The sequence below is a fragment of the Vicinamibacterales bacterium genome (genome assembly GCA_041659285.1).
In the GTDB taxonomy this organism is placed as follows: domain Bacteria; phylum Acidobacteriota; class Vicinamibacteria; order Vicinamibacterales; family UBA2999; genus 12-FULL-67-14b.
In genome coordinates, this window is sequence record JBAZYO010000011.1 from 19,729 (window position 1) to 31,351 (window position 11,623).

Below are 11,623 nucleotides of genomic sequence, written 5' to 3' on the forward strand. Positions count from 1 at the left end.
GAAAATGTCCCGTCCGTCGTTGCGCGGAGGACTAACCGCCGTCGCTCTTGCTCTCCTGCTCCAACTTGTCGCCAGCCCGGCGGCGTGGGCCCAGACGGGCACCGCGGCCCTGGTCGGCGAGGTCCTGGACTCGCAGAAACAGGTGTTGCCGGGCGCGACCGTCACGGCCACGCACATGGGCACCGGCGCTGCGCAGGTCACCGTGACCGACGAGCGCGGCGGCTTCCGGTTTGGCAACGTGCAGCCCGGCTTGTACACCCTGAAGGTCGAGCTCGGCGGGTTCAAGACCACCCAGGTCGAGCGCGTGGAGCTCCAGGTTGACACGGTGTCGCGCCAGAGCATCATTCTCGAACTGGGCGGCATTTCGGAAACGGTCAACGTGGTGTCGGAGGCGACCCACCTGAACACGACCGACGCCAGCGTCGGCAACGTCATGTCGCGCGAGCAGATTCGCAGCCTGCCGGTCGAAGCGCAGAATGTGGTGCACTTGCTGAGCCTGCAGCCGGGCGCGGTCTTCATTCCCACCTCAAATCCGGCCACGGTTGATCCGCGATACGGCTCAGTGGGCGGCGCGCGCGCCGACCAGCAGAGCGTGACGCTCGACGGCATCGACGTCAACGACCCGCAACTCGCCACCGCCTACACGTCGGCGATCCGCATGACGCAGGAAGCGCTCCAGGAGTTCCGTGTCAGCACGTCGAACTACAACGCCGAGATGGGACGGTCCAGCGGACCCCAGGTGTCGCTGGTGACCCGCAGCGGCACCAACCAGTACGACGGCTCCGCCTACTGGACGCTGCGCCGCACGGCCACCTCGAGCAACGAGTACTTCCTGAAGCTGTCGCAGCTGGCGGCGGGCAAGCCCAGCCAGGCACCCAAGCTGGACAAGGACATTTTCGGCGGATCATTTGGCGGCCCGATCCGCCGCAACAAGCTGTTCTTCTTCGGCAACGTCGAGGCCTTGAAGGAGCAGAGCGAAGCGCCGGTGCTGCGCAACGTGCCCTCGAACTCGATGCGCGACGGCGTGCTCATCTACCAGTGCGCGGTCGCGGCGCTGTGCCCGGGCGGCACCGTGCGCGGCGCCACCGCCAACCACACCGTCCAGGCCGGCTACTACGGCATGACCCCGGCTGAGATCGCCGCGATCGATCCGCTCGGCATCGGCCCCGGCGCCGCCGTTATGGAGTACTTCCGCAAGTACCCCTCGCCCAACGACCCGGGACGCGATGGCCGCAACCTGATGGACTACCGCTTCGCGGCGCCGATCGAGAACCAGTTCCTGAATCTGATCACCCGCGTCGACTACAAGATGGCCGACAACCACAGCTTCTTCGGCCGCTTCGGCAAGCAGGACGACACCATCAACACCGCGCCGCAGTTCGACGGCCTGGAGCCGCTCCGCCAGCGACTGTTCAACAACTTCGGCGGCGCCATCGGTTACGACGCGGTGCTGTCGCCGACGCTGACCAACAGCTTCCGCTACGGGTTCACCAAGATCGACGAAAACAACGCCGGCCTGACCAAGGCCAACTACGTCACCTTCCGATTTATCTCGCCGTACGAGGGCTTCGGCTCGTCCTTCACCGACACGCGGCAGACGCCGACGCAGAACTTCGTCAACGACCTGTCGTGGTTCAAGGGCCGCCACACCGCCAAGGTGGGCACCAATATCCGCTTCACCCGCGTGCCAAAGGAGCGCTTCCAGTCCTCGTACCTGACCGCCCAGGTCAACCCCTCGTGGGTGGCCGGCGTCGGCCGCCGCAACATGCCGGGCAGTTCCTTCTGCACGCTCCCGGGGTGCAGCATCCCGGCGGTCGCCACCGGCTTCCAGGCCGGCTACGCCGATGCGTGGCTCAACATCCTGGGCGTGCTGTCCCAGGCGACGCAGCGCGCCAACTACAACAAGGACGGCACGCCGCAGGAGCCGGGCAGTGCGGTCGCGCGCGAGATCGCCTCGGATGAATACGAGTTCTACCTGCAGGATGCGTGGCAGGTCCGCCCGAACCTGACCGTCACCGCCGGCCTGCGCTACAGCGTCTACTCGCCGCCATACGAAACCAACGGCCTGCAGGTCGCCCCGACCATCAGCATGGGCCAGTGGTTCGACACCCGCGCCGCCAACGCGCTCAAGGGCATCCCCTCCAACGCCAGCGAGATCGTCACCTTCGACCTGGCCGGCCCGAAGAACGGCAAGAAGGGCTTCTACGACTGGGATAAGGACAACATCGCGCCGCGCCTCGCCGTGGCGTGGACGCCGACCGCCCGCATCGTCGTTCGCGGCGGCTACTCGAAGGTGTTCGATCGCGTCGGCGTCGGCCTGGCGACCAACTTCGACGAAGGTTTCGCCTACGGCATGTCGACGCAGATCAGCAGCCCGTTCGGCGGCGCCTACGAGACCAACCCGGCCGCGCGCTTCCGCGGCATCGACCAGATGCCGCCGACGATGCCAGCGGCGCCAAAGGGCGGCTTCCCGCAGACGCCGCCCATTCGCGCCGGCATCATCACGCAGAGCATCGACGACACGCTGGTGACGCCGTCGGCCCACATGGGGAGCGCGATCGTCGGCATCGACTTCGGCCGCAACTACACGATCGAGGCGGGCTACGTCGGCCGCTTCGGCCGCGACCTGCTGGTGCGCCGCGACCTGGCGATGCCGCTCAACCTGGTGGATCCGGCGTCGGGCAGCGACTACTTCACCGCGGCCCAGCAGATCATCCGTGCCGCGCAGGCCGCCGGCCTGACCAGCGGCTCACCGGCCTCCGCTTATGCGGGGCTGCCGGCCGTCGCCTACTGGCAGAACATCTTCCCGGGGGCCGCCGCCAATGGCCTCACCGCCACGCAAGCCATCACCCGGGCCTACATGCAGAACGGTCCCGACTACATCACCGCGCTGTATGACCTCGACACGTCCTGCTCGCCGGCCTGCAGCAAGTTCGGGCCCTACGCCTACTTCGCCGAGCAGTACGACTCGCTGGCCGCGATCAGCTCGATCGGCCGCTCCAACTACAACGGCCTCAACCTCACCCTGCGCCGCCGGTTCTCCGATGGCGTGCAGTTCGACATCAACTACACCCTGTCGAAGTCCGAAGACATGGGGTCGCAAGTCGAGCGCGGCAGCGGCTTCGGCAACTTCAGCAATGGCGGCAACTCGGGGTTCCTGATCAACTCGTTCGAACCCGAGCTGAACTACGGCACCTCCGACTTCGACGTGCGCCACCAGGTCAACGCCAACTGGCTCGCGGAGCTGCCGTTCGGCCAGGGCAAGCGCTTCGGCGGCGGCGTCGGCAACCTCGTCAACCACTTCATCGGCGACTGGTCGCTCGCCGGCCTCGTGCGCTGGACGAGCGGGTTCCCCTTCAACGTCGCCAATTGCCGATCCTGCTGGGCCACCAACTGGAACCTGCAGGGCAACGCCATGCTGGTGGATCCCAACAAGTTGCCGGAAACCGAAACCACACTGAACAAGGTGGACAACCGGCCGAGCCCGTTTGTCGATCCCCAGGGCGCCATCGCGATGTTCCGGCGCCAGCTGCCTGGTGAAGTCGGCCTGCGCAACGTGTTCCGCGGCGACGGCTACTTCAACGTCGACCTCAGCCTCAGCAAGGCCTTCACGATCGGTATCGCCGATCACCGCCTGCGCTTCCGCTGGGACGTGTTCAACGCCACCAACGCGGCGAAGTTCGACGTCGGCCAGCTGACCAACACGCCCGACATCTCGGGCTTCGGCCGCTACAACGGCACGCTGGCGACCTGTGACGCGCAGGCCGGACGTTGCATGCAGTTCGCACTCAGATACGAATTCTGACGCCGATGGCGGTCAGATAACACCAGGGCCGCAGATGACACAGATGGCGCAGATTTTTTCTGCGCCATCTGATCATCCTTCCTTCAGGTGGGGACAAACCTTCAGGTTTGTCCTGTGAACTCATCTCTCCCAATTCAACGATGCAATGCGCGGATCGGCGGCGAATGCCTGGCGGTCGAACGCGAGCCGCTGCTCGGGCCACGAACAGATCGCGCGCACGCCAGGCGGACCGGTATGCAGCCGCCACACCTGCCGCTCCTGCGGCTCGCGCGAGGCGAACGCCTTTCCCGTGAGCAGCGCCACATTGCGTCCCGGCGCACGAGCCGAGTTATAGCGCAGCACTTCGACGCCGGCCACACGGGCCGTGTCGGCCAGTTGCTGGCACGCGGTGTAATCGGTGGGGTGCCGCCAGCGTCCGGCAGGCTTGTCGAACGGCGTGACGTCGAGGTCCAATCCGCGGCTGGTCCTGAACCGCACCGAGAACGCGGTGTACTCGCCCGCGTTGGCCGGCCAGGGCGTGGCCGGTGACTCGGCAAAGAACAACAGCCGCCGAAACGACATCTCCGCCACCGCCGTGGCCACCGACGTCGATGCGTAGTAGACGCCCGGCGTGAAACCGGCGCGACGAAACCGCGACCCATTGGGATAAGGCGCGCCGTAGCGAAACGGCGTCGCGAGCAGGTAGTGCAGCGCACGGCACTCGGGAGGCACCGGCGGCTTGCTCTCGTCCAGCAACTGCTCCAGGCGCTGCTGCTCCGCCATCGTATCCACCAGCGCCAGCGTCGAGACGACGTGCTGGGCCTCGACGACGCGCCAGCAGGTGCCGGAGAGGCGGCGCGCGCTAGACGAGAGCGCGGCGGGCGTCCAGGTAGCCAACGACGGTGACCAGGCCGGCCACCGTCACGATCAAGCGGACCGGCGGCGCATTGAGGACGAGATTGTCGTTCTGCAGCCACGCGCGCGCGGCCGCCGCATCGCCGCCGACAATGGCATCAAGGGAGCGGAACAGGCGGAGGAAGAGGACGGCAAGTTCAAAGGGCTTGTCGCCAGGCGAGAGCTGATAGGCGCCAGACCCCATGCGCGAGACCGTGGCCTCGGAGCAGCCGATAACGACGGCAAGCAGCCGGTTCGACACCCCCAGCCGTTCGGCCGCGCGCAGCACCGCCTTCGTGACGACCGCCGCATCGTCAACAGGCTGGGAAACGGCGCTTTCAGCAACTGGGCCAAACATACCTACAGAAATAATATACCTAACATATTTCCTGAGCAAGCGACCAAGGACTCGGCCTTCCCGATGGCCGCCACCGCGAGCTGGGCGCCGGTGACGCTCCACGAGCCTTGCCGCGCCGGGACCGCGGCGCCGAGGCCGAGGCACAGCGCGGCGGCCAGCAGCGCGCGCCTCACGGCCGGGGCCTCGTCGACGGCCCGTACAACACGCGGCCGGGCCGGGCCGCCGTCATCTTCTCGCCCTCGAACGCCACCTGGCCGTTGACGATGACGACGCTGACGCCTTCGGCGTAGCTGTGCGGCCTCTCGAACGTGGCGGTGTCACGCACGCGCGCCGCGTCGAAGACGGCGATGTCGGCCTTCAACCCGGTGCGGAGCACGCCGCGGTCGCTCAGGCCAAGCCGCTGCGCGGGGAACGCCGACATCTTCTGCACCGCGACTTCGAGCGGCAGCAGCTTCTTGTCGCGCGCGTAGAGCCCGAGCACGCGCGCGAAGGTGCCGTAGCTGCGCGGGTGCGGCACGTCGCGGCCGAACACCACCACCTCGCCGTCGGAGGCGATCATCGTCGCCGGGTGAACCAGAATGCGCTGCAGGTCCTCTTCGCCAATGGCGTGGAAGATGCCGCGGCAACCGCCCTGTTCCACGATCCACATCGCGGTGTCGGCGGCGTTCTCGAGCGTGACCGTGAGGCCACGGCCTTGCGTGACCTGGGCGAGGTTCTGCCCCGCCAGCTTCGAATCGAACTCGCACGACGACACCGACACGTTCTTCGGGTCGCCGCCGCCGCGTTCATCGCGAATGATCGCCGTGCTCTCGGCCCTGATCTTCGCCCGCGTCGCCGGGTCCTTCAGGCGCTTGAGGGTAGACTCGCGGCCGCCTTCCAGCGCCCACGCCGGCAGCAGCGCCGAGCCGATGCTGGTGGCCGACGCGGTGTACGGATACTGATCGATGGTCGCATCGACGCCGCGGGCGCGGGCCTCGTCCACCATGCGCAGCGTCTCGACCGAAGCGCCCCAGTACTTCTTGCCAACGACCTTGTGGTGCGTGATCTGCGTCGGCAGGCCGCCCTTCTCGCCAATCGCGAGTGTCTCGCGGACGCTGTCGGTCAGGCCCCTGGCCTCGTCGCGCATGTGCGAAATGTAGGTGCCGCCCATGCGGCCCGCGACCTTGGCGAGCTCGATCACTTCCTCGGTCGGGGTGAAGTTGCCCGGCACGTAGAACAAACCCGAGCTGAGGCCGAACGCGCCGTCTTCCATCCCCTGCGTGACCAGCGTGCGCATGCGATCGAGCTCGGCCCGAGTCGCCGGGCGATCGACCTCGCCCATCACCTCGCTGCGCACCGTGCCCTGGCCGACGAACGACGCGAAGTTCGGCGTGATGCGCAGGGCCTGGATTTTCGCCAGGAACGGACCGAGCGGCAACGGCGAGCTCCCATCCGGCCCTTCGATCAGGGTCGTCACGCCCTGCCGCACGTAGTTGTCGGCCGTCGGCACCTCGAAAATGCCGCGGCGGGCGTGCGTATGAATATCGATGAAACCGGGCGCCACGACCAGGCCCTTGACGTCGATGACGCGTGCGGCCGGCTCAGTGATCTGGGGCGCGATGCGGACGATGGTGTCGCCCTTGATGGCGAGGTCGGCCTGGTACCACGGGCTCGCGGTGCCGTCGACGATGCGGCCGCCCCGAAGCACGAGATCGTAGGCCGGGGCCTGGCCCGACATGAGGACCGGAATGACCAGAAGCAGCAACGGAAGCAGTCGGCGCATGTCGAAACTATAGCCGGTCTGCTCGGGCGGTAAACAGAAGGGTGGGGCCGGCCACGGGCACGGTCCTGAACATCGTTGACCGCTACCGCATCAACTCGAAGATTAATCCGCGGACATTTCAGCCGGTGAAATAGCCGGCGCGGGCGGCTCGCCGCGGTGGAATCGCATTGCCGGGTTCTGCGCGCGGCCGGTCTCGGCCAGCGCGGCCATGGCCGCCGTGGGCGTCTCGAAGCGCTCGTCGGGTACATCAGGCGGCAGCGGCTGGTCCTGGCGCCAACTCAGCGGTACGGTCAATAGACTGCAGGTGCCGTCGCTCCACACGTGAAGCACGACCTTACTCAAGGACAACAAAGGTGAAGTGCCTTTCAGCCGGGGGGAATTCCAGTCTACCACCTGCGATTGGTGTTCGCGCCGCGACCGCGAGAATCGGAGTCGGCTACAATCTCCCATTCCCATGAACAAGCTCATCGTTGCGCTCGTCGCCGTGTACGCCGGACTCCAGTCACCGGCGCAGGCGCAGGAACGGACGGATGCGCGCTTCGCGTCGATCGTGTCGCTCGCGGAAGCCAGGATGCGCGAGTACGGCGTGCCGGGCGTCGCGATCGGCATCATCGACAACGGCGTGCTCACCACGCGCGGCCTGGGCGTGACCAACGTCGAGGATCCGCTGCCGGTCACCGAGCACACGGTGTTCCCGATCGCTTCGATCTCGAAGACCTTCGCCGCCACTGCCATGATGCGCCTGGTCGAGCAAGGCAAGGTGGATCTGAAGGCGCCGGTGCGCAAGTATCTACCCGACTTCAAGGTGCGAGACGAGGCGGTGAGCCGCGACGTCACGGTGTGGAACCTCCTGACGCATTCCAGCGGCTGGGAGGGCCAGGTGTCGGGCCCGGAGCGCGGTGAAGACACGCTGCGGAATTTCGTCGCGACGACCATACCCGACCTGATGCAACTGGCTCCGCCGGGCGCGGCATGGAGCTACAACAACGCCGGCTTCAGCGTGGCCGGCCGCGTGATCGAGGCCGTCACCGGCACGTCGATCAACCGCGCAATTCGCGACCTGGTGTTCATCCCGCTCGGGCTGGCGCACGCCGGCACCACGGCCGGCGACTTCATCGTCAATCGATTCGCCGCCGGGCATGCCAATCGCGGCGACAACCCGCCCGCGCTGCAGCGGCCGTTCTCCCCCTCGACCAGCGTGACCGCCGGCGGCGTCGGCCTGTGCATCACCGACCTGTTGAAGTACGCGCAGTTCCACCTGGGCGACGGCACGTCAGCCACGGGCGAGCGCGTGCTGACCCGCGCCTCCCTCGAGCAGATGCGGACCGTGCAGCTGCACAAGCAGGGCACCGATGACGACATCGGCCTGGCGTGGCACCTGCGCGCCGTGGGCCCGCTCCGGGTGGCCGCCCACGGCGGCACGCTGGCCGGGCACATCCTCCTGCTGGAGATCGTGCCGGAGCGCAACTTCGCCATCGCCATCCTCACCAACGCCCAGAACGGGTGGCGGCTGATCCAGGACGTGGAGCGCGCGGCGCTGTCGGCGTATCACGGCGCCACCTTCGCGAAGAACCAGGCCATTGCTCATCGCGGCCTCGTCGAAACGCTGCCCAGCGTTGAACCGTTGGCGGCGCAGCCGAATCCGGCGCCGTACGTCGGCCGGTATCTGCGGCCGTCGAACGCGGTGGTCGTCCGCGCCGACGGCAACCGGGTGTTCGTACAGGAACGCCCCAACACCGGCGAGGCGAGGCCCGAGATGCCGATCGCCTTCTTCGGCCCCGATCGCGCCGTGGTGACCGATGGCGCCGACCGCGGCCAGTCGATCGAGTTCATCCGTGGCGCAGACGGGTCCGTCCAGTGGGTGCGGGTGGTCGGACGCGTCGCCGTTCGCACGGCCACCCCGTAATCCGGACCGCCGATCAGCATGCCGACGCTCGACGACATCCGGCGCGCCGCTGTCACGCGCAGCCTGTTCCGGCCGACGACGCTCGAGCGCGCCATCGACACGCTGGGGTTCGTCCAGGCCGATCCCATCCGCGCCCCGGCGCGCGCGCAGGATCTCACGCTGCGCCATCGCGTCAAGGGCTATCGCGCCGGCGACCTCGAGCGGCGCTACGCCTCCCTCCCGATCGAAGAAGACATCTTCATCAACTACGGCTTCGTCACGCGTGACCTGCATGGCCTGATGCACCCGCGCACCGGGCTGTCGCCGACGGCGGCGAACAAGCGCGCGCAAGCGGTGCTGGCCTTCGTCCGCGAGCACGGCCAGGTGCATCCGCGGGATGCGGACGCGCACTTCGCCCATGGCCGCGTCACCAACTATTGGGGCGGGTCATCGAGCGCGACCACCCACCTGCTGGAAGCCATGCACTACAAGGGTCTGCTGCGTGTGGCCGGGCGTGACGCCGGCATCCGCCTCTACGCCGCGCGCGAGCCGGCGGCGGAGCCGACGGGCGCGCCGGCGCGCCGCGCCCGCATCGATGCGCTGGTGGATGCGGTGGTCCACAAGTACGCGCCCTTGCCGGCGTCCAGCCTGTCGTTTGTGATCAGCCGCCTTCGTTACGCCGTTCCCCAGTGGCGCGCCGACCTCCCTGCCGCCGTAACGCGGGCGAAGAAGCGGCTCTCCCAAGCGCAGGTGGATGGCATCACCTGGTACTGGCCCGAGGGCGAGCGCCTCTCGTCCACGCCCGCCCCCGATGAGGTCCGCCTGCTCGCGCCGTTCGATCCGGTGGTGTGGGATCGCCGCCGCTTCGAGTTGCTGTGGGGATGGGCGTATCGATTCGAGGCCTACACGCCGGAGCCGAAGCGCAAACTTGGGTACTACGCCCTGCCGCTCCTCTGGCGCGACCGCGTCGTGGGCTGGGGGAACGTGTCCGCGAAAGACGGAGAGGTCTCGGCGGCGTTTGGTTATGCCGGCGCTGGACCGCCACGCGACCGCGCGTTCAAGCGAGAGGTGGACGCCGAATTATCGCGACTCCGCGCGTTCCTCTCGCCTGGTTGATCTCCCCACTCGACCCGTTCACTTGAACGGGTTCGGTCGCGGCGTCGTGTCGGACGATGGCGGCAGCTGCGGCAGCTTGAACGCCGGCTGATCGCCGGTCAGGGTCTTGAGGAACGCCACGATCCTGGCGTTGTCCTCGTCGGTATACCGCCGGCCGAGCTGCACGCGCCCCATCACCTCGACGGCCGTGGTCAGGGTGTCAGCGGCGCCATCGTGGAAGTAGGGATAGGTCAGTTCCACGTTGCGGATCGTCGGCACCTTGAAGTTGAAGCGATCCGCGTCACGCCCCGTCACGGCGACGCGCCCCTCGGCCGGGTTGTCGGTCCGATACGGTTCGACGAGCCCCATCTTGCGGAACGACGTGCCGCCGGCGGCCGGGCCGTTGTGGCAGGCGGTGCAGCCGCTGCTCCTGAACAGCTGATAGCCCTCGACCTCGGTTGCCGTCAGCGCCGCGTCGTTGCCGAGCAGCCACTTGTCGAAACGCGAGTTGGGCGTCACCAGGGTTTCCTCGAACGCGGCGATCGCCCGCGTCACCTTGTCGATGTCCACCTGGCGCGTGCCGAACACCTTCTCGAAATCGTTCACGTACTGGGGAATGGACGCGATCACTCCGACCGCGAGTTCGTGAGTGAAGGCCATCTCGCCCGGGTTGGCGATGGGGCCGCCCGCCTGCTCTTTCAGGTTGCGGGCGCGGCCGTCCCAGAACTGCGCCACGTTCATGCTGGAGTTCAGCACGGTGGGCGCGTTGATCGGGCCCTTCTGCCAGTTGTGGCCGATGGAGGTGGACAGGTTGTCTGACCCGCCCATGCTCAGGTTGTGGCACGAGTTGCACGAGATGAACCCGGATTTCGAGAGGCGCGGGTCGAAGTAGAGCTTCTTTCCAAGCTCCATCATGTGCGGATCAACCGCCATCACCGGTGCGATCGGTTGAATCGGTTCGGCGCGCTGCGCGGCCACCCAGGTGGTGCCCGACAGGCAAAACGCGACGACCCAGAGAACGGCTGTGCGAGTCTTCATGTACGGCCTCCGCCACAGGTGTGCAATGCAACTGCGGTACCACGGACAACTCGCGGTTTTGTTGGAGAATGGCGGCGCGCGTCGGCCCTTCCAGGGCGCGGGCAGGGAGTCTTTCGCAGGACTGGGAATGAATCCTCAGCGTTTGGGCCGGGCGCCCGCTCGCCGGTTACGTCGCGAGGAGGGTATTCACCGCCTCGATCTCATTCCGGCTGACGGTGTGGCCCATGCCGGGATAGATCCGTTCATCCACCACGGCCCCCATGCGGCGGAAGACCTCGGCGGACTCGCGCACCCGCTCGACCGGGATGTGCGGGTCCACGTCGCTGCAGCCCATGAACACCGGAGTGCCGTCGAACGCTCCCGCATACACGCGCGCGGTGCCCGGCGGCCCGATCAGGCCGCCGCTGAGCGCCGCGAGGCCGGCATACCGGCGCGCGTGGCGGGCGGCGAATTCCGACGCCAGGCAGGCGCCCTGCGAAAACCCCATCAACACCACGCGGTCGGCGGGAAGGCCCTGCTGCGCCAGTTGATCGACCATGGCCGCGATGACACCGAGCGCGGAGCCGAGATACGGCTCGTTCTGCGCGATCGGCGCCAGGAACGAATACGGATACCAGGTCGCGCCCGCCGCCCGCGGCGCCAGAAACGCGACGTCGGTCGCGCTGAACTCCTCCGACAATCCGAGGATGTCTTCCGCGGACGCGCCGCGGCCGTGGACCAGGATCGCGGCGAGCCGCGCCCCGGCAATTGCCGCGCCGCGGTGCAGGACCGGCTGGCCGGCATGAGGGTCGAGGTGGTTGGCCATGG

At 67.7% G+C, this 11,623-nt stretch carries 9 protein-coding genes; 3 read left to right on the forward strand and 6 right to left on the reverse strand.

The genetic code is table 11. From position 1 onward, the window contains the following. Positions 1-19 precede the first annotated feature (19 nt). The gene (locus WC815_17125) at positions 20-3,805 is read left to right on the forward strand and encodes a TonB-dependent receptor (GenBank protein ID MFA5910509.1); all 3,786 of its coding nucleotides are present in this window, start codon (positions 20-22) and stop codon (positions 3,803-3,805) included. A gap of 120 nt (positions 3,806-3,925) precedes the next feature. Here WC815_17125 and WC815_17130 read toward each other — a convergent pair whose 3' ends face one another. The 4 genes from WC815_17130 to WC815_17145 all read right to left on the reverse strand — a co-directional run bounded on the left by WC815_17130 (position 3,926) and on the right by WC815_17145 (position 7,128). Continuing rightward, positions 3,926-4,681 (reverse strand): RES family NAD+ phosphorylase, encoded by a 756-nt coding sequence (locus WC815_17130; GenBank protein MFA5910510.1) that lies wholly within the window; start codon positions 4,679-4,681, stop codon positions 3,926-3,928. After that, on the reverse strand, positions 4,647-5,036 hold the full coding sequence (locus WC815_17135) for an MbcA/ParS/Xre antitoxin family protein (protein MFA5910511.1): 390 nt from the start codon (positions 5,034-5,036) through the stop codon (positions 4,647-4,649). Before WC815_17135 ends, WC815_17130 begins: the two co-directional genes overlap by 35 nt. Positions 5,037-5,205: 169 nt before the next feature. After that, positions 5,206-6,798, reverse strand: coding sequence for a D-aminoacylase (locus WC815_17140; protein MFA5910512.1), 1,593 nt, complete (start codon positions 6,796-6,798; stop codon positions 5,206-5,208). A gap of 102 nt (positions 6,799-6,900) precedes the next feature. Continuing rightward, the gene (locus WC815_17145) at positions 6,901-7,128 is read right to left on the reverse strand and encodes a hypothetical protein (GenBank protein MFA5910513.1); all 228 of its coding nucleotides are present in this window, start codon (positions 7,126-7,128) and stop codon (positions 6,901-6,903) included. Positions 7,129-7,252: 124 nt separating this feature from the next. Here WC815_17145 and WC815_17150 point away from each other — a divergent pair, with 124 nt between their 5' ends. Both WC815_17150 and WC815_17155 read left to right on the forward strand, forming a co-directional pair. Next, positions 7,253-8,704, forward strand: a complete 1,452-nt coding sequence (locus WC815_17150) for a serine hydrolase domain-containing protein (protein ID MFA5910514.1) — start codon at positions 7,253-7,255, stop codon at positions 8,702-8,704. Between the two features lie 18 nt (positions 8,705-8,722). After that, the gene (locus tag WC815_17155; GenBank protein MFA5910515.1) at positions 8,723-9,799 is read left to right on the forward strand and encodes a crosslink repair DNA glycosylase YcaQ family protein; all 1,077 of its coding nucleotides are present in this window, start codon (positions 8,723-8,725) and stop codon (positions 9,797-9,799) included. Positions 9,800-9,817: 18 nt separating this feature from the next. On the opposite strand, the gene WC815_17160 is transcribed toward WC815_17155, so the two are convergent. Both WC815_17160 and WC815_17165 read right to left on the reverse strand, forming a co-directional pair. Then, positions 9,818-10,816 (reverse strand): cytochrome-c peroxidase, encoded by a 999-nt coding sequence (locus WC815_17160; GenBank protein ID MFA5910516.1) that lies wholly within the window; start codon positions 10,814-10,816, stop codon positions 9,818-9,820. 166 nt (positions 10,817-10,982) lie between these two features. After that, positions 10,983-11,621 (reverse strand): alpha/beta fold hydrolase, encoded by a 639-nt coding sequence (locus tag WC815_17165; protein ID MFA5910517.1) that lies wholly within the window; start codon positions 11,619-11,621, stop codon positions 10,983-10,985. Positions 11,622-11,623: the final 2 nt, after the last annotated feature.